This window comes from Lewinella sp. 4G2 (assembly GCF_001625015.1).
Classification (GTDB): domain Bacteria; phylum Bacteroidota; class Bacteroidia; order Chitinophagales; family Saprospiraceae; genus Neolewinella.
Map to the genome: position 1 here is coordinate 710,187 of NZ_LVWJ02000014.1, position 19,310 is coordinate 729,496.

Below are 19,310 nucleotides of genomic sequence, written 5' to 3' on the forward strand. Positions count from 1 at the left end.
ACCGGACGGCGGATATTGGGTCGCTTCAGCTGCGACATTAAGGGTGGGAGGCTCGGCGGCGGCCAAGGGCCAGCTACCCGCAGTGCGACCTTCTTCGGGAGCATTGTCGGGTAGCGTTTCTTGGACGCCGCCGCGCCGGGGGTGGGATTCAGTTTGTGCTCGGTCCGATGTTCAAGGCTTTCCTTTAGCGTAAGGGGTGGAAGCGCACTACCGCCGCCCGCAGCTCCTCCAGATTCGTTTCGCGGTACCCTTCCGTTGTCGTCACCTTTTTGTGGCCGGCGAAGACCTGCACCTGCCGTAAGCCTCCGCCGTTCTTGAGTTTGAGCGCGATCACGCTTTGGCGGATCACCATCGGCGTCAACCGTTTGCCTGGCACCAACGGCCTAAGCGTCTCCACCAGGTAGTGCACCCCTTCGCCATTTTCCGCCGTTCCCCGGCTCGTCAGGATCAGCGCTTTTATATCATCCCTCATCAACCTGGGCCGGTCCTCTTTGAGATACTCCAACAATGTCATCACCTGCACCGCCGCCAGCTTTAGCGTCCGCGCCTGTTGCCTTCCTGACCCTTTAACTTTGATCGTCGCCGCTGCCAGATCGACGTCGCCAACTTGCAACCTTCCCACTTCGCTAACCGTCAGTGCTTGATGTACCAGCAGACCGATGATAACCGCGTTCCGGTTGGCTAATAACGGATATCGCTCCACCCTTGTCGTCAGCAACTTCTCCAGCTCGGCCGCGTCAAGCAAGTCTTGTGTTTGAACCTGGTCAGTTCTGGCCACGTCTCGCAACCGCAACCGCGACGCCGGATGATCTTCGCGTTTGCCAACCTTCAACAGATACCGGTGATAAGCTTTGACCGAGTACAAAATCCGCCGCACCGTTTCCCCATTCTCGTACCGCCCCCGCAAGCTCACCAGGTAGCCGACCACGTCGGCGTACTTCACCCGCAACGCCCCGCTTTCCCCGCCGACGTAGACCAGGTACCGCTCGATTTCAAAGGCGTAGGTTCTCGCCGTTGCCACCGTGTAGTTCGCGCTCAGGTAGTCATCCAGGTTCATGTGTCGCCGGCGTTTACGTGCGTGTAGATCTGCGTCGTTTCCAGGTGATCGTGACCGAGGAAGTCACGTACTCGCTCCAGGTCCATGCCCTTGGTGATCAGGTGCGTGGCCACCGAGTGCCGCAAGACGTGCGGCGTAATAATCTCTTTGACCTTCGCCCTTTTCACCACCGCCGCCAGCCGCCGACTGATCACGTTACCCAGCATCCGCCCACCCCGATCGTTGAGCAGTAACGCCCCACTATTCGCCCCGCTCACCCACCGCCACCGCTCCCGCTTCTGGTAGTTCTTCAGCCCCGCCGCCACCCGCGCCGCTAGCGGGATCACCCGCCGCTTTTTACCCTTTCCGCTGCGGACGTACAGCAACCCATTTTGATGGTCGACATCGCCCACGTTCAGGTCCACGACTTCCATTCTGCGCAGCCCGCAACCGTACAGCAGGTGCAGCAGCACCGTGGTCCGTACATCCTCCGCCGCCGCTTGGTAAAGCTTATTGATAACCGCCCGGCTCACCGCCTTTCTCGTCGACGCCGGCGGCGTCGGCAACTCTAAGCCTAGCAACGGAGAACCGCCCCGCAGCCCGTGCCGCTCGGCGTAGTCGAACAGCAGCTTGCAGCTAAACAGGTAGCCCGTCACGGTGTACAAGCTCAGCGCTCCACCCGTTGCGCTTGGCCGCGTCGTTAGGTAGGCCAGGTACGCCGCCATGTCGTCTTTGCCAACTTCGGCCAAGTCCAACAGCCCCCGTTCCTCCAACCACCGCAGCATCTCGCCCGCCCCGCAAAGTTTCGCCGTCCCTTTGGCATAACCCAGTAGCCGCAACTCCGCCCGACAAGTCGCCAGTAAAGACCGGTAGTTTTCCGTCATTGGTTCGTACATACTTGCCATACCCTCTTTACACTTTTTGCGAACACCGAACGCCAGGGGTCTATTCATCCTTTTCGCCAGTGTTTACGCGCCTTCTGGCGTTCGGTCTGGCGTTCGCTGGCGTCCGGTTTATAGGCCGTCTAGCTGTTCGAGCAGGTCGTTTTTGATGCGCGCCCGCAGCGCTTCCATATTATCCCAGTGCGCCACCTTGTAGCGGTAGCCGCGATTGGCGAAGCCCTCTTTGACCAGGTATTCTAACTCGACCAACCGGTTTAGATAGTGGTGCTGCTGCGTCTTACCCAGCTTGACCACGCCGCGCAACTCGAAGCGGTTGAAGGCGTAGCTCTCACCCTTCCGCTTGACGTAGCTTTTGACCTGCTCGAAGAACTGCCGTAAGCTCCCGTCGAGCTCATCAACCTTCAAAACGATGCTCTCAAAAAGGATCTCGCAGGCCACCCGTAAGTCCTCCGGCGCCGTCACCAGCCGGCCCCGCCCGTCCCGCTTCCGCTGGAACTGATTCAACAGCGTCACCTGCCGCACGAAGCACTGATACAACTCGTTCAGCCGCCGGATTTTGTGCGCCTTGGCCGGCAGGCTGATGCGCTCCGCGAAGGGGTTGATCACTTCCAACGGCGCCAGCAAGCGCAGACAGTTCTGCAGGAACTCCCGCACCCGCTTTTCGTCCCGCTTGTCGACCTTGCCCGCGCTCCATTTATTCTGGTATTCGATGATCCGCAAGGACTGCTCCTGGCTCTCATCCACCGCCACGACGAAGCAACGGCTGATATTATCCTCGTACACTTCCGCCTTCGTCGTACACGCCAAAGACGCGATCGGACCGCGCACCACCCGGTTGGCTTTCTCGATGTTGCCCAACTCGTTTTTCACGCTCGTCGCGCTACGGATGATGCCGCTCGACTGCAACTCCCGCACCGCCAACAAAGCCTCCTCTTTCAGCCCGTCCAGATCCTCGAAGCACAGCAACTTATTGACGAAGTCGTATTCCCCTTGGTTGTAAAAACTGCCCTCCGTCACCCGCGTGTACCGCTCGACTTCTTCCGCCGGGATCATCTCCGCCACCGTCCCTAGCAGCCTGGTTTTACCGCTGCCGCTCGCGCCCTGGATGAGCGCGTGCAAGGTCTGCGGCATCGCGTACGAGCTGGCCACTACGAACAGCAACAGCCGGTTATTCTCCTCGCCGACGATGCCCGCCCGCTCGATCATTTCGTTGATGCTGGCCAGCAAGTTCGGCGCTTTGAGGAACTGCAGGCAGCGCGTCCGGTCGCGGTCGCTGACGGCCACGCTCGGCTTATCGTCGCGGCCGACGCCGGCACGCAAAGTATCGCGGTAGCTTTCCAGTAGCTCGGTCAACCGGTCCAGGTCCAGCTCGATCAGGTCGGCGCGTAAGCCCAGCCGCTCGGCCACGTCCCGCGCCGCCTTGCTGATTTGCTTATCCTCGTACAGGTCCAGCTTTTGGCGGCTGCGCCGTCCGCCCGCGATGCTAATCGCCAGCGTCACTTTAAGACTATCCAGATCTTTCTCCGCCGTGCGGATGCCGCCCTTCACTTCGTACGTCGCCGTGGCCGACCTATATATAAGGTTGTTGGGATTAGCCGTGTCTAGCTTTTGCGCGGTCGCGGGTGCAGAGTTTTTGGGTGGTACAACCGCGTCCGTATCGTCACCACCAACCACAAACGTGATCTCTTCCCGTCCGGCCAACAACCCACCGAACTCCGTTTCCACATCCGTCATCTTACTCGTCACGCCGTTAACGTCTTCCCCTTCCGGCAGCCGCACGAAGCTCATCCGTAAGTTCGGTTTGATCAATAGCAACTCCCCGGCCAACTTCTCCGTCGCCGCCCGCCCGGCCGCGTCATTATCTAAAGCCAGGATCACCTCGCGCAAGTCCTTCAGCTCCCCGATCGCCATCCGGTGTTCCGTCGTCAACCCGTTCGTACCGTACAGCGCCAGGACCGCATACAAGTCTAGCCCGAACTCATAACGGCGGATGCTGGCCGCGTCGATCACGCTCTCGGTCAGGATCAACGTCCGCGTCGTAGCGTCCGGATAGTATGGATACAGCCCCCGCCGCCCGGCGGTGTAGTAATGCCCGCTGCCCTTGATCGCCCGGCCGTACAGGCTCGTCACCTGGCCATCCTCACCACGCAGGGGCAGGATGATGCAACCCCGCCCCCACTTGGCCGGCGTCTTGCGCGACTTGTAGCCTACGCCGAGGAAGTCCCAGAACTTTAGCCCGCGCTCGAGGCAGTATGCCTGGGCGGCGGCGTGCTTCTGCATCGCCTCGCGGCTAGCGGCGTAGATGGCTTTTACATCCAGCTGCTCAACGGCTGGTTTCATCGTCGCCGCCGGTGCTGGCTTCGTCGATTCCGTGATAGCGCCGCCGCACAACTCCTTTGCCTTCAAGATCGCCGCCCGCTTGTCGCACTTCTCCATGTGCATCACGAAGTCAATGACATCAACGCTTTCCACCTCGCAGCTACCGGCGAAGCAGTAAGCGGTGTTCGTGTCTGGATAGATCTTCATCGAGGCGGACTCGTCGACGTGGAAGGGGCACTTCATCGCGCCGGTGGCGGTGGCTTCCAGGCCGTAGTTCGCCAGGACGGCGGTAATGGGGAGGGCGGTTTTGATCTCGGAGATGGTCATCGGCGGCGGCTTCGATCAGTTTTCTGTTCAACTGAAAAGAAAATTGAGGGTGCAACTGTTAAAGTTTTAGAACCTAATGTGGTGCTAAGGTAGCGTAACCGATGTTGCCGCGCAACTAACCCGAAGTTAAAACCCTTATTTTGTAGCCGTAACTTGCCAATATAAGAACAAAATGAACGCTATAACCACTATTCAAGTGCTAACCATGACCTTCGGCGAACGACTAACGGACCTGCGCAAACAAAAGAAGATCTCCCAGACCGAACTGGCCCAACAGCTCGACCTACACAAAAACGTCCTCGGCCGCTACGAACGCGACCAGGCCAAGCCGTCCATCGACGTGGCCGCCAAGATTGCCAAAGCCATGGGGGTTTCGCTCGACTACCTGTCCGGTAACGTCGAAGCCGATATCGATGAAGAAGTGGTGAAGCGGGTGCAGTCGATTCAGGGACTACCTGACAGCGAACAGGATTTAATTACGCGGACGATCGATGCGCTGGTGCGTGATGCCCGGACTCGGCATGCTTATTCTCTTTGAAAGGTGGCGATGATGACCCCGCCCAATTGACGCTACCCGTTAACCTTGGCGGCCTGCGGGTAGCTCTTCAATCGGAAAGATTACTAACTGATCGCAGAATATATTTTAATGTGTTAATATCACTGCTTGACAGTAGTCAGAGTAATAGCGCACTTTGGATTCAGGTAGCTCATCACATAGCTGCTTAGCCAAAGTGACCCCCTCCTTGTCAAGTTTGCGCATCACAGTAGCATCGCTATACCCTCCGTAGAACTCGCTGTGATAAGACTCAAGCCAAGAGATGAGTTTTAAAGATAGCTCAGCAGACATAGATATTTCACTTAATTCAATATATCCTCCATTTATAGTGTCCCTAATTCCAGTGCCACTTATCATTCCATCAATAGTCAGATAATTCATAGATTAAAATTTAATTGGTCTAAAGAATCTGTGATTTATGACTCCATTTCTTAGCCTACCAATCTCATACACACCAGTCTTTCCATTCATTGTCCCTTTCAGTTGGTACATCCTATAGCCAGATGGATTTATACTAGGAGTAGTACGCAAAATAGCCCGATCAAAGCGATAAGGAAAATTGTGGCTTGTTGGATCTTCTAATCCTCTAGCTCTGACTCGTCGGGCATAAACAATATTTGTATTTGAGCGCGGAGCATTGAAGTTGAAGCGAGATGGTAATAGATTATTGAGGGTGGATTGACTTGGAGCTAGGACAGTTGCTTCCATAGCAAACCACAAGGCAAAACCTTTCATTCTCTCTACAGCAATACGGTCAGACTCAATCTTATCTTGCGCTGCTACGTATTTGGCGAAAGCAGCGCTAAAAGTTTGCTCCCAATATTCAGTCTCTTGAGTATGAGACCATCCAGATGTTCCAAATTCTTCTTGCCAATCAGCAAAACTACCACCGTAACCATATCGTTCAGGACTTTGATCTTTATAACTACTATATTCTATTCGAGTTGCTGTCACAGTTGCCGTTACACCAGTTGCTGTATATGTTGGCTCTGTCCCGCCGCCGCCATTCGAAGATATCGTTGTAGTTAATGCATTACCCTTGGTTTTCATCCATTCTGGGCGAAAATCACTCGGTTCAGTCTCTTGTAACCCATCAGCTGGGGACATACCTGTTGGATCAGTAAGTGATATTGGATTATTGAATGTATAGTTAAAAGGACTCCAATTACTCATTGTTTCTGCGAGGGGATCTATTTGCCCCCATCTGGCGGTGGCCGGATCATACCACCTAGCCCCATAATCATACAAGCCCAGTTCAGTGTTGAGTTCCTTCCCATTATACCGATAACGAGCCTCCTCCCCACCAGCATTCCAATCCCCCTCCATCTCCATACCAAATGCGTAGTAGTGATGCTCCCCTAACACCTCCTCATCCTGGATAACTCCATCCAAATTAAGGTCCGCAAAACGGACGCGGGTGTTGCCGAGGTGATCTTTCAGGTAATACTCGTACTGCCACGTAACGCGGGTGGGGCACTTTTTCGTGTCCACCAGTACGTTGGTGCCTTTTTTGGCGGAGAAGCCGGCTTCGAGTTTGACGAGTTCCTGACCGGTCAGGGCGATGGCGTTGGTGGTGGGGATCTTGGCGGTGGAGGTGGTTTTGCTGCCTTCGAAGACGGTGCGGTCGCGGGGGAGGAAACCGTCGTATTGACCGGCGTAGTTGCTCTCGTCTTCTCCGAGAGTTTCGGGGTGGTCTGGGACGTTGGGGACGTCCGTTTCTTCGCAGCCGCCGTATTTCTGGGGGAGGGGGGATTCGGTTAGGGGGGTGAAGAGCATGCGACCGTTGGCGTGGTGGGCTAGGGCAGGTTGCTCATCCAAGAATTCGATATCGCCCAGGTAGTGGCGAGCGGGGAAGTCTTCTTTACGGATGTTGGAGGTTTCTTCCAGCTTACTTCCGGTTGATGAATACGTGATGTTTACTACGTAACCGTCGGCACGCTTAAATTTGTACGGAAGATTGAGGTAGTTGTAAGAGATTTCTAGCCCACGGGCTGGATCCACCGTTACGTTACCATTCAAGTAGGTGTAGTCTTTGCCCGATGCTTGGGAATTGAAACCGGGTTCGAATTCTGTGCCTTCGTTGGCCTCCGTGATACTTTTAATTTGGTTAGAGTTTGCTGAGAGCGAGTATTCAAGATCGTCAATAACGCCAAAGGAATTGTCCGGACGCTTTCCGTAGCGTTCGAGCCCTAGGATATTACCGCGTTGGTCGTACTCTAATGTTGAGCGGTACCTACTGCTGATGGTTGCACCGGGTGAATCATGATGATCAGCTTTGAGTAGTCGGTTCTGATCGTCGTAGGTGAAAGACTGGATGAACGCAGCTGCTCCACGACTGTAGCTGGTAAGTGCGGATATATTTCCATTCGATCTTGCCGGTCCTGTAGTGCCTGCGGGCGCATCTTTATAGTGGATGTCGAGCGCAAAAAGATCCGTTCCGGGATTTAAGGGATCATTTATGTTGTCCAGCATCCCGTTACTCAGATAATTAAAATCTATGGTCTGGAGTGGATTGGTAGACGTTCCACCTATTAAGTTTTGTGCGATCTGCCCCTTCTCCGTAAAAGTGCTCCGGTTGAGAAACTGCCACTCCCCTCTACGATCATTATGAGATACGCGGTGAAGGTTTTCTATGACTCTGCCGGCATGGTCAGTTTTTGCTCTTGTTTCGGATGAAACGTAGCCGGATGGATAGCGGGTAAAATGCCTGGTCTCAAGGGGCGTACCCAGCGGGTCGAAAATGTAGCTGTAAGTTTCAGCGTCTACTTCGTCGGAAAGAATTGTATTACCGTCAGTTCGAATTACCCGACCGAAGTCATCATAAGTCATGTAGGTGATAAGTTCTTTCCCAGTAGGTAACTCACCATTCATCTCCCAGGTGTGCTGACTTACGATTTTATCTTTTAGAAAGGGATCATCCTCGTCACCGTAAACAGTTTTGGATAACATCGCCCCGTCACTTATCAGCTCGACTGTGGATACGTTATTACTTGGTTTGTTGACGGCAAATCCAGTATGTGTCAATCTTCCATAATCATCATAAATAGAAACAAAATAGTTGTACGCTGATGGTAGCGATTGAGAGGAACTAAAAGTCAATAGATTCCGCTCATCGTAGTAATAGTACTCGCCTGAATGATCAGGGACCTTTTTAAATATCAAGTTATCAGCACCGTCATATTGGTAAGTATAAATGAGGTTGGTGCTAGTTGAGTCAGTGCCCGGAGGGTAAATTGCAGCTACACGGCCTTTGGCATCAAATTCTGTGTAAGTATCAGCATATGGCTGCGCCTCATTTGGTGTGTAAACACGTGCGAGAATCTCTTGCCCTAAAAGATCTTTGTATGATGCTGTTTGGTGTCCATCCGGATCTGTAGCAAGGGTCTTTGACAAAGTGCCGATCTCGTAAATCTGACCTGTTCCTTTGTGGCTTATCTGTGCTTCATTTCGCCCGTATTCTAGGGTTGCGGTTTGCCAGTCTCCGGGTTGGATTACCGTTTTTACTCTACCCAAAGGGTCGGCATAATATTCTTTGTGGCTGTAATCATTTGCTCCAGGCTCAACGTAGGAACCGTCAGTTGTAACCGCGCTAAATGGTTCAAATACCTTATGTTCTCTACCTAAGTGATCGTATTTTATTGATGAGACAATTTGTGACATTGGGTTGCCATCATTATCCGAAATAGCACTTTGCCCTAACATCACAGTTTGAATTGATCGGCCTAGTCCATCCAAATGTTGAAATACTATTTGGTCTGTCAATCCACTAAATGATGTTGCTTCAGCAGAATGTGTGTAGGTAGTTGTTGTCTTGACATAATTGGTTCCGTTATGAGACGCCAAATGATATGAGTAATCATATTGTGTTTTTGTTTCTATAGAACCATTCCTTCCTAGAGGGGTGGTTGCAAATAAACGGCCCACATTGTCGTATTCATATGAAATCATACTACCATCAACGGAAATAGCTCTGTTTAATAGTCTCGCGTTGTCGTAGTACTGATAATTCTCCTCCATTACTCCATACTTCTTTTTTAGCAGGTTGCCTGTTTCATCCCAGTCAAAAACTTGTGGATATGCCCAACCAGTTTGAAGTATGCTATCGGGTCGGCCATATTGGTAACCAAGAATAGAAGCATCAAATTCTAAATTATGCTGCCAATCTCCATTTACGTCAATAGCAGCCTCAAAACGGCCCTGTCGAGCTAGTCTTGGGAAGCCATCGAACATTCTATATTCGGTTTCAAAACCGTCAATCAAGCTACTATTTCTAAATTTTTCAACTTTCCATGGTTTGCCAATAATATTTCTACTAATTAATTCATTTGACAGTTCAGTTGTTGGGTAAGAATGTATATAAGAATTTTGGACAATCACCTCGTCTTCATTATTTGCCAAAGTCGTAACTCTTATTGGCTTATGGTGAGTATGATTGCTGTCGTATTGGAAATTTGTTATTTTTTCAACGTCGTCTTCAATTCTAGTGGTAGTTGAAATTAGCCTTGCTCCTACTCTTGGCTGATATATCATTGCTTCAAAGCTTTCTGAGAATATTCCTCCGAGTGCACTAACTCCAGGAAAGATATTATATGTTTTAATTGCGAACCCTGATCCCCCGGCCTCTGTATAACTTTCTAAATAATCTGTTCTTGTTGAAGCTATAGTTTTTCCGTTATCATCATTTGTAAAAATTTTTAAAGATTCCAGCCCATGCTGTGCATTAAAGTTATAGGCAACTACATCAAGATTATTTGACCCGAAGCGTACTGCCCCCCCACGCGACGCCCTGCTTCCAAAATCTTCGGTATTAAATGGACTGAAATTGAAGTCATGTATAATTGTTCCTTTACTATATAAATTTTCTACAACTCGAGCATATCCTATATGCCTACCGTCATGATTATTTAAGGAAGTTATTGAAGTTTCATTCCATCTGTATGTTACAGCTGTACTAAGACTTCCATTTATTTCTGAATCCTGATGCATTCCGCTTCCATATGATGGTCTACGTATTATTAGCCCACTTGATCTTAAGTCTGTATTAGACAATACATAATCATAAGACTTTATGATATCTTCTGAATAGTTAGAAGAATGACGTATTTCCTTAATGCGAAGGCCGCCAACTGGCTTATTTATGAACCTTTCAATATCATCTCCAGCAGAGAGTATAAATTCTACCCTAGCGTTTCTAGAAGTTAACTCAAAAGTGTACTCAGTATTTATGTCTAATGTTGGGAAAGCATCAAGTAAGTTGATATCTCGTTCTACTTTAAATAGTTCAGGATATCTCCATATGATCTTATGCTCATCAATGAATTCGTTGCCATGAAACACCTTGATAGTACCCTCCCTAAAGTCAGTTGAGCAATCACTAGTTGTATTCACTCCATCAAACACATATTTGGCCGTGGTTAAATCTTGAATACTTTGAAACAGTATTGAATTAGTAGTAGTTGCTAAATTATTTCCACAGCACGGGTTCGAAGGCGATGGCGTCACATCACAAGCGATAAGTTTAAATTTTTCTTCTAATACTGGCTCTTCATTTGGTTCGTTAGCTGTATTACTTTCAAATTGATAATCAGTTTTTCCTCCAGTTGGATAATTTATTGACTTTAATGTCCCAAAAAGTTGTTTTTCCGGATTTGTATTCCGATCTGCTGCTCCATAACTTACGCCAGGAAAGAATCCATCTGGCCCCACAGCATTTCCAAGTGTTGTCTTTGGAATATTTAAGAAATATTGATCCTTATCATTTGTTAGGTGTGCCCCATTATAGTAGCCCCAATGATCTACAGTTTTCGACAATCGATTAACTAGGAAAGGTGTACCATCATTAACTGGTCCCGTATATTCAAAAGTATAGGCCGGTTTAACAATTGATTTGTCGCAAAACAATTGCTGCACACTGTCAAGTTTGAGACGATATAAGAATGGAAAATCGCCTCTACTGATTAATTTTGTATCTATAAAGTAATCAAAATGAAACTTGTATTGAGAACAGTAAGCACCATTTCCGGTACTATGCTCTACATAATCTAATAATCCAGAACTGCCCCCAAGATCTTTTCGAATTTCATTACTGTGAAATCTTACAGTATCAAGCGGTGAGGTTATACTTGCAACTCTTTGGCCTTCGATATAATTATCTCTATAATGGTAGCGATTCAGGACAACACCATTTGCACCAGGGTAGCTGAATTGGACACTGTACTGCGGGAAAGTTGAAATCATATAATAGCCCGATGTTGGGCTACGATAAGTATAGTCTTCTTTGATGTATTGCAAATCGATACCATAGATTAAATCTGGCGATTCAATTCTCATTAGCATCCAGCCACTCCTAACAGGCCTATTTACAGTTCCAGATGTTTGCGTTTCGTATGCACTCCTATCACCATATTTCCCAAAATGGTATCTAATTCCACTATCAGATGTTACAATAAATGATACAAAATTAGTTGCGTCCTTAACAAATTCAACTCTATGATCAGAGGTTTTGTCAACTATCTGTAGAGTTTGATCTTTATCTATGAAAAATTTTATAGAAACCCCTGGTGCCGTTACATGGAATAAATCAGGCTCTCCATCAAGCAGTCCAGCCTGAATTGGATGCAGTACATCACGTAACCAAATCAGATTTTCATTATCGTCAGTTGGCGGCTCGATAATTGATCCACCATTCGAGAAGTATCCGCCCGACCCTTCATCTGGCAAACCAATGACTGTTCTACTTATCATTCCTCCAGCGGATAAAGTCCACCCGATGCCCGCCCAGGACGCTGGTTGCGCTACTTTAATTCCACTAGCATGGTAGTTTAAGCTGATCGGCAGAGATATCGAACCACTTGAAACTGTAAACAAACTAATTCCAATTTGAGGTAAACCTGAAAAGAGATCTACGGGAACGTCACCATATTGACCGAGTGAGGCTGCATTTGGAGGAGGTTGTACAAAATCTCCGACCAACTTGTTGTCTGGCTGTGCTGATACAAATGACGATGTAAGTATGAGTACAGAGGTAAATAAAAATATGTATATGGTTGTTTTCGCACCGACCATCATGATGTATTTTGAAGCAAATAGTTTAAGAGCTAGCTGGACTTATTATTTACTGAACAACTATTTTTTCAGATGCGAATAATTCATTTTGCTTAAGTACTTCTATCACGTAGCTGCCTTTTATCCACCCTGTTGTTGAAATGCGAATTTCGGCCGTATTAAATTTTCGTGTAACTATTGTTTGCCCTTGTATAGACACAACACGTATTTCTAAATTTTCTATATTTCCAGATTGTCTGACTTTTACATAGTTTGTAGCAGGATTAGGATATACTGTAATCGAATTTAACCTCGTTTCTTGTTCTTGTGATTTTTCGTCTTGATTGTCTATACAAGGAATGCAATTTTTGAAGGTATTTACTATATCTCGAAGTTCGATTAGCTCTGATCGTATCAGTTCCTGCTCATCCTGCAACGAACGAAGTTGTCTTTCTTTGTCAGCAATCACCTCCCCCTGCTCCTGCACCGCCCCAACCAAAATTGCAATCATATCCATATACCGCACCCCACGGATATCTACGGCCTCTGAACCAGCCACCGAGCCAGCACTTTTCTCCGTACCGCCAACCACGCTCGGAAAACCCTGCTCATCCACCTGCTCCGCCGTAGCGATCTCCGCCGCGTCGGTGGTGTAGGGATGGTGGACGTCCGTCACCAGGTCGGGTAGCACTTTGGCGACTTCCTGCGCCACAAAGCCGTAGTGAATGATCTCTTCTTCTCCAAAGCCCATCTTCTCGGAGGCTTTGTAGCTGTATGTATGGGGTTTGAGGCTATTGACGATATCCAGCGCGCCTTCTATATTCTTGACGTTCTTTTTCAGTCGCTCGTCGGAAGCTTGGGTGAAGGTGCCATTGACGTGAACGTCTCCAACGAAGTAACCAGCGTAACCGGAGCCACCGTTGATGTTGCTATACAGGCCGTACCGCGCAGCTTGTCCGCCACCTTTAATGTCGATGTACTGACCGTAGGACGTCTTGGCCGCATCTTGTGTATAACTCTTTACCTGGATGTAGCTGCCGTAGGCATTATTCCGCTTCCGGTGCACTGTCTCTCCGTAAAAATTGGCGAATAGCTTATTCTGCGCTCGTGCGCCCCGGTCGTCGATAATACTATAGTTGCCAAACAATCGGCCCTTGGCGTCGGCCGTATTAGAGAGGTCGTTATAGATACCGTAAGCATCCATATCACCACCGTGGCTGACTACATTGCGTACGCCGTACGTAAGGCCAGTAGCTCCCATCGCCTGTTCTACGTGGTTCCACAAGCCATACTTTTCGGCTAAGCCGGAATCGAGAACGTTGTAGATACCGACACCCCGGACGGTATCCGCACCAGTCGAGCGAACAAATAGATTGTATTCGTGGTCAGCATTGCTGAAGCGACTCTTGGCCATTGGGTGGGGAAGGTCGCCAAAGCCATTACTACCGGTACTATCAACAAAAATTTGGGCGCTAAGCGATTGGCTGATAACGACTAGGCACAGCAATGCCAGGGTGGGTGTTAGGAACTCTTTTTTCATGGGCATTTAGATTCTGCCTCCAATGTACACTACACAGAATTAAAATTCACCATCTATTCAATATAACATTACTAATTCTACACACATTTAATTAATCATTATTTCCGATTACACATTAGACCATTTACCCATATATCATTAGTTGGGCAGTTAGTTTGCGTGTCTCTTTCAAGATTATCAACCCCCACCCCCCCCCTAATACCCAAAATACTGATCCAAATCATCCACAAAAAATCCATAGACCATCACCCGCACCCGCCCCGCAGAATTAACACTATTCCAGGCCTGAATAGAACCACCACCTTCAACTACCAAAATGGGCGCGCGCTCGGCCTCCACGCATGACGTCCCGCTTTCCAGACTACCGGTTATCATGATCCTGCAGGTCCACGATGAACTGGTCTTTGACGCGCCGCGGGAGGAGGTCGAGACGGTTAAGCCAATCATTGAATAACTGATGCGGGAGGCGATTCCGGATCTGGCGGTACCGATTGTGGTGGAGACGGATATGGGGGAGAATTGGTTGGAGGCGCATTAATCACTTCGTTTGATAGTTGAATTTAGATTGCGCTACCGAACGCTGATGTTCGTCTTTCCCGTACTACCGCATGACGATGTTAGACAGGTCCGTTGCCGGGCCGGCGAAAGGGCGACTATCAATATTGGTAGTACTGTTCCAGGCTGGTCACGAAAGACCCAGATACTACGACTCGCACGTCCGTCTGAGAATCGACGTCGCTCCACATCTCTAGTTTTTCGCCGGCCCGCAGGACCATGAGGGGCGTCCGGGTGCCCGTCATACACTTGGTACCGGAATCGTCGCGGGAGCCACTCAGGAAAATCTGGGGGTTCAGCGCACTTCCGAAAGCTGACTGCCGACGAAGGCCCACATAGAAAAAGGCAAAGTTGCTGGCTTGCTCGGCGTTACTGTCGTTTACCCGTTCGCGGCCAGTGGCGCAGATATTTTCCACGACGAAGAAGTAGCCTGGGGGCACCCCGTCAGGAGAAGTATCCGTACCGAACGGCGTCTGGGAAGGGACGGTGAAGTTTCCCCATGTTTCGCGCATGTCAACGTAATTTTCTCTCCAGATGCCTTCGGGTTCCACGCCGAAAGAGACGAACATACCCGGGATTGGAATATCGAGGTTACTACCCGCTGATTGAGTCAGGCTCTTCCACTCCCCGTCGGCGTAGCCCTCAAAATCCTGATCGACGCCATCAAAGCGGATCGTTCCGTTCGAGGGCGTGGTATTGTCATCACCAATCTTAACCTTCCCGTTGACGTCCAGCGTCTGCGTAGGGTTATTCGTGTTCACCCCCACCTGTTGGGCAAAAGTAGAAGCACTGAACAGGAGAAACATTACCGTAAAGGTCCAGAAGGTATAGTTGCGCATGGGAATCTTTTTCCCCTTCATACCCCCATCATTCCAAACGTTACACGAGCAACCAGAAACTAGCAACTCAACACTAGCAACTAGAAACTAAACACTAGAAACTGACCCCCGTCTAAAAAATTAGTTGCCCATCTAAAAAAATAGACATACCTTCACCCCATGCAAGCACTCACCCGCAAGGAGGAAGAAGTACTCCGAATCCTCTTTAAACTCGAAAAGGCCTTCGTCAAGGACATCATCGCCGCCACGCCCGGCCCGAAGAAACCGGCCCACTCCACCGTCGCCACCCAGGTCAAGGGGCTCGTCACCAAGGGCTACGTGGCCTACGAGGATTTCGGCAACACCCACCGCTACTACCCCGCCATCCCCGCCGCGCAATTTTTCGGCCGCGACATCAAGCGCGTCGTCACCGATTTCTTCGGCGATAGCCACAAGGCCCTCGTCTCCCACTTCGCCAAAAACAAAAAAGTCAGCCGCCAGGACCTCGAAGACATCCTGCGCATGATCGACGAACAGGAATAACACCTAAAACCATTTTAAGCCATGAATTACCTATTAACGGCTTCCCTATTATTGCTGGTCATCTGGCCGGCCTACGCCCTTTTACTCCGCTTTTCTTCCCGCTACGCCACCAACCGCAGCCTCCTGGTGCTGGGCATGTTGGCGGTCACCATCCTTCCGTTTGCGAAGTTGCCCAGCCCGGCGCCGGTCGTCTCCGAGCGCGTGCAACATTCCATCGAATACGTCGCGTCCACCGTCTCCAACGAGGCGGAGTTGGCGCTGCCGCGGGTGCCAAGTAATGGGGAAGAAACAGGACCGGCCCTCAGCCAGGGACCCACCTCCACCATTGAGGTCCAACGGGCCACTTCGGTACCGACTGATTACTGGTCCTACGGCTACCTGTCCGGTCTCCTCCTGTTGGGGTCCATCCTCTGTGGAAGGTTACTGAGCGTCCTTACCCTGCACCTGCGTTCGCGCCCAAAAAATGGGTACCGGGAACTCGCAGAAAATGCAACTGCCGGGCAGGCGTTCACCTTCGGCCGGACGATCTACGTCAGCCAGGACCTCCCCGCAAACGCGGACTTCCACCACATCCTGGACCATGAACGCGTCCACGCCAACCAGCTCCACTCGCTGGATATTCTGCTGAGCGAGATCTTCCTCTGCCTCTTCTGGTTCCACCCCGCGGCCTGGTGGCTGCGCGCCCAACTCCGGGCCAACCTGGAGTACCTCGTGGACCAACAAGTGATCCGCAACGGCGCCGATAAACGGGGCTACCAACTGGCGCTCGTCCGCCAGAGCCAGACGGCCGGCCAACTGGCCCTCGCCCTACCCTTCTCGGAACCCACCCTGCGCGGCCGCATCTCCCGCCTGACGGGGTTGCCCGAATACCGCGTCGTGGCCATCGGCGCCGCCCTGGCCTTCCTCGGTTGGTTCGGCGTGGCCGCCCTCGTCATCAATGGCACCCAGGACGACCCGTCGACCGATAACCTGTACCTCGCCGCTTCCGCTACCGACGACGACGCTTGGGTGGCCTACTACGACCGGACGCTCCCCGCAGAACTGACCTCCTTCGAACTCTATACCGACCGAATGCTGACGGGCGAGGAATACCTGCGCGTGCGGGCCATGCTCGCCAAGGCGCCCGGCGTGAAATTGTACGTATTCAAGAACCAGTACGACCCCGGGCCGAGCCTGGAGATCCAGTACCACCAGCAGGAACCCGGGCGGATGCAACTCCGGCCAACGCCCCGCAACGGTAACATCTACATGATCGGCCTGGAAACCCGGGGCTCGGCCCTCGTCGCGCAGGACCACTTCGCGCCGGTGAGTATGGAATTCTGGGCACGGCACGAAACGCCCGGCGGCGGCAACGGCATGATCGTATACAACACCAGTACCCAGCCCAACTCCGCCATCGATTTCACCAGCCTGACGGAAGCGGACTTTACCGACGGACCGATCGTTTATTTCAACCGCCAACGCGTCGACCTGAATGAGGGTACCTTCTCCGCTGCGGACAAGACCAGCAGCGACTACCGCATCAACGGCGTGGCCGTGGCCGAGTTAGGCCGGGATGAATGGACGAAAGTCCGCGTCGAGGGCCGCCCCCTCGAAAGCCCCAAAACCCGCCTCGCCCGCCTGGCCGGTCTGCTCGACGGGAATATTAGCAGGAGCCACCCCGCGCTCGGCAAATTCGTCAAGCACGGCTTCACCTACCAGTCTTACTGGACGGACCCAGGGACCTTCCGCGCCTGGTACGAAAAGATCGACGTGAGCGATGACCGGCCCTGCAAGTGCCGCTACAACGATAACTCCGTCACGAAAGACTTTCTGCTGGACACTGAATTCGGCCCCAACGCCATGATGCAGATTGCCTACGACGACGGAACAACGGATGCCATTAGCCTGATGGTGCTCGACGACTACCCGGAAGGCAGCTCCTTCCTGAATCGTGACCACGTCGAAATCGGTACGCCCGCCAACGGTGAGGACGTCTCCGGGCCGGCCCAAAAAATTAATATCTACCTCAAGCGCCTCCCCTCCCCCAACGAGGTGGACTGGATCAGCCACTACCTGGCGGATTTCCCCGGGTACCAACTCCGCCTCTACCAAAATTGTACCGACGCCGCCGGCAGCCTCACCCTGAACTTGGGCGACGCGCGCGGCAAGACCTGGGGCTTCGACAACTGGCCGATCGACCAATCTTCGGACCGCGTCCGCCAGATCAACCTCACCCGCTACCCGGGGGCCGGCGTGCGGGCCAGCACCAACGCTAATGCCCTCTGGCCACCGGAGGCCGGCGACTACGCTTTCGCCATCGAGGTGGATGGCCGCATGACCGTCTTCGAAGGCTACACCAACCCCTCCTACGACCCCGTAGGCCTGGACCGCCCCTTCGCCATGGACCGCTTCCGCTGCCTCATGTACGGCGACGACATCCCCCAAACCACGGAAGCCCAGTGGATATCTACCTACCATGATGGCAGCCTCAACAAGATGGACTACGTCCTCCAAACCCTGGAAGAACACGACTACCAGGACCGCCCCGTCACCTTCTACCTGAACGATAAACCCATCAGCTTCGAAGCCTTCGTAGAAACCGATGGTGGCTCCAACTCCACCGTCTACATCGGCGGCCTCCCCAACCGCCCCGGCTCCCCAATCTACGTGCAATTGGATGATGTGAGCGTGGTGCGGTAGGTCCAATCTCTTGGATTGGGAACCTCCCACCTCGCCATCACACTATCACGCCTGTCACACTATTACGCTATCACGCATGTCTCGCCTATAACGTCTCCCCTCTCCTCTGGAGAGGGGCCGGGGGAGAGGGCTACACGAGGACCAAAACCCAAACAATAACACCTTCATGAAAATTCAAATTCTAGCCCTCCTCCTAACCCTCCTAACCACCTGCTCCCAGTCCCCAAAAGCCTCCGACACCCCCCTCACCACCCTCCACAAACTCAGCCTCGGCGAGATCGTGGAGTGGGAGCGCCGCGGTGCCTTTGAGTTGGAGGACGCCGCCTTCGTCAATGTCTACGACCAACCCATCGGTGAGGCGGAGAAGGACCTCGTGAGCGCCGGCGGGGCCGGGTTCGATTACTACTCCAACGGTGAAGCGATTGAGAAAGTCCTGGTGCGGCCCCAGATTTACCAGGACAACATCATCAAGATCCTCCGCCACCGCGCTCAGGACGACCCCTTGGCGGACTACACCATCAGCGACCGGTACTGCGACTCCATTTCCACGGTGATCGACGGTGTGATCGAACGCGACCAGGGCGTCCGCAATGGCTCCCTGGCTGGCGACATGCGGACGGTCGACGCCGAAAACCAGGCCATCATGGTCTCTATCTTCGAGTCCTGCGGCGACATGTACGAGGAGCTGACGGGCAACCAGATCCGCAGCCTCTGGTTCGTCGCCCAGCACAGCGACGCCGAATTGATGGCCTACTACTACCCCTGGTTCTACGAAGCCGTGGAGCGGGGCCGCATGAACAGTTCCACCTTCGCCCTGATGATCGATCGCCTCCTGATGTACCACGATTACCCCCAGGAGTACGGCTCCCAAATCCAAAATGGCGACCTCTACCCCGTCCGCGACCGAGCCAACCTCAACGTCATCCGCGAAAGTGTGGGTTTGGGGCCGATTGAGGAGTATTTAGCGCGGTTTTAGGCGTTTGCATCC

12 protein-coding genes are annotated in these 19,310 nt (G+C 51.9%); 4 read left to right on the plus strand and 8 right to left on the minus strand.

What is annotated here, in order from left to right:
- Positions 1-184: 184 nt before the first annotated feature.
- The 3 genes from A3850_RS04390 to A3850_RS04400 are packed head-to-tail and all read right to left on the minus strand — an operon-like array spanning position 185 to position 4,584.
- Entirely contained in the window at positions 185-1,057 is an 873-nt protein-coding gene (locus A3850_RS04390) for a tyrosine-type recombinase/integrase (protein WP_082921611.1), read from the minus strand.
- Entirely contained in the window at positions 1,054-1,989 is a 936-nt protein-coding gene (locus tag A3850_RS04395; protein ID WP_082921612.1) for a tyrosine-type recombinase/integrase, read from the minus strand. The genes A3850_RS04390 and A3850_RS04395 overlap by 4 nt, the downstream gene beginning before the upstream one ends.
- Before the next feature lie 60 nt (positions 1,990-2,049).
- Entirely contained in the window at positions 2,050-4,584 is a 2,535-nt protein-coding gene (locus A3850_RS04400; RefSeq protein WP_082921613.1) for a toprim domain-containing protein, read from the minus strand.
- Positions 4,585-4,756: 172 nt separating this feature from the next.
- On the opposite strand from A3850_RS04400, the gene A3850_RS04405 reads away from it, so the two are divergent.
- Positions 4,757-5,122 (plus strand): helix-turn-helix domain-containing protein, encoded by a 366-nt coding sequence (locus A3850_RS04405; RefSeq protein WP_082921614.1) that lies wholly within the window; start codon positions 4,757-4,759, stop codon positions 5,120-5,122.
- Positions 5,123-5,227: 105 nt separating this feature from the next.
- Here the strand turns inward: A3850_RS04405 and A3850_RS04410 are convergent, their stop codons facing one another.
- The 5 genes from A3850_RS04410 to A3850_RS04425 all read right to left on the minus strand — a co-directional run bounded on the left by A3850_RS04410 (position 5,228) and on the right by A3850_RS04425 (position 15,139).
- Positions 5,228-5,521, minus strand: a complete 294-nt coding sequence (locus A3850_RS04410; protein ID WP_068214595.1) for a hypothetical protein — start codon at positions 5,519-5,521, stop codon at positions 5,228-5,230.
- Positions 5,522-5,524: 3 nt separating this feature from the next.
- Positions 5,525-12,208, minus strand: a complete 6,684-nt coding sequence (locus A3850_RS20305; RefSeq protein ID WP_082921615.1) for an RHS repeat-associated core domain-containing protein — start codon at positions 12,206-12,208, stop codon at positions 5,525-5,527.
- A gap of 46 nt (positions 12,209-12,254) precedes the next feature.
- Positions 12,255-13,724 (minus strand): tail fiber domain-containing protein, encoded by a 1,470-nt coding sequence (locus A3850_RS04420; protein WP_068214599.1) that lies wholly within the window; start codon positions 13,722-13,724, stop codon positions 12,255-12,257.
- 361 nt (positions 13,725-14,085) lie between these two features.
- Complete coding sequence (locus tag A3850_RS20115; protein ID WP_157500882.1) at positions 14,086-14,259, minus strand: hypothetical protein; 174 nt, start codon at positions 14,257-14,259, stop codon at positions 14,086-14,088.
- Between the two features lie 121 nt (positions 14,260-14,380).
- Positions 14,381-15,139, minus strand: coding sequence for a hypothetical protein (locus A3850_RS04425; protein WP_068214601.1), 759 nt, complete (start codon positions 15,137-15,139; stop codon positions 14,381-14,383).
- Positions 15,140-15,277: 138 nt separating this feature from the next.
- Between A3850_RS04425 and A3850_RS04430 the strand changes: the two genes are divergently transcribed.
- The 3 genes from A3850_RS04430 (at position 15,278) to A3850_RS04440 (ending at position 19,298) form a co-directional block, all read left to right on the plus strand.
- On the plus strand, positions 15,278-15,640 hold the full coding sequence (locus A3850_RS04430; RefSeq protein WP_068214603.1) for a BlaI/MecI/CopY family transcriptional regulator: 363 nt from the start codon (positions 15,278-15,280) through the stop codon (positions 15,638-15,640).
- Between the two features lie 21 nt (positions 15,641-15,661).
- Entirely contained in the window at positions 15,662-18,322 is a 2,661-nt protein-coding gene (locus A3850_RS04435) for a M56 family metallopeptidase (RefSeq protein WP_068214604.1), read from the plus strand.
- 166 nt (positions 18,323-18,488) lie between these two features.
- Entirely contained in the window at positions 18,489-19,298 is an 810-nt protein-coding gene (locus tag A3850_RS04440) for a DUF6624 domain-containing protein (protein ID WP_068214608.1), read from the plus strand.
- The last annotated feature ends 12 nt before the right edge of the window (positions 19,299-19,310 follow it).